Here is a 404-nt window from a genome sequence, read left to right on the forward strand (position 1 = left end):
CTGTCGCTGTCGCAGGTGCGCGACCAGGCCCTGAAGTTCCGCTACAAGCCGCCGCGCACCAGCGGCAACGATGCCGTGATCGAGACCAGCGTCATCAACAAGGGCGACGAGGTGCAGATCGACTACCGCCTTCAGCGCGGGCCGGCCGGCTGGGCCATCTACGACATCAACATGAGCGGTGCCTGGCTGATCGAGGTGTACCGGCGCCAGTTCGCCGACATCGTGGCCAAGGGCGGCATCGACGGGCTGGTGAAATACCTGACCACCCACAACGCGGTCTAGCCGCTTGCCGCGAGTTGCCGCGGGCTGCCGCAGGTTCATGACAGGCGCCTGCCTTGCCCCGTCGCGGGCGGGCCGTCGTCGGGTATGCGGCACATGCCAAAACTTGATAGCCCCGAAGGGGT

Annotated in this window: 1 protein-coding gene; it reads left to right on the forward strand. The window is 66.6% G+C overall.

The window, feature by feature from the left end; all coding sequences use genetic code 11:
• Window positions 1–282, forward strand: a 282-nt coding sequence (locus K206_RS0112760) for a phospholipid-binding protein MlaC (RefSeq protein ID WP_020202804.1), incomplete at its 5' end; no start/stop codon positions are given.
• Between the last annotated feature and the right edge of the window lie 122 nt (window positions 283–404).

The organism is Cupriavidus sp. WS, assembly GCF_000395345.1.
Lineage (GTDB): Bacteria > Pseudomonadota > Gammaproteobacteria > Burkholderiales > Burkholderiaceae > Cupriavidus > Cupriavidus basilensis_B.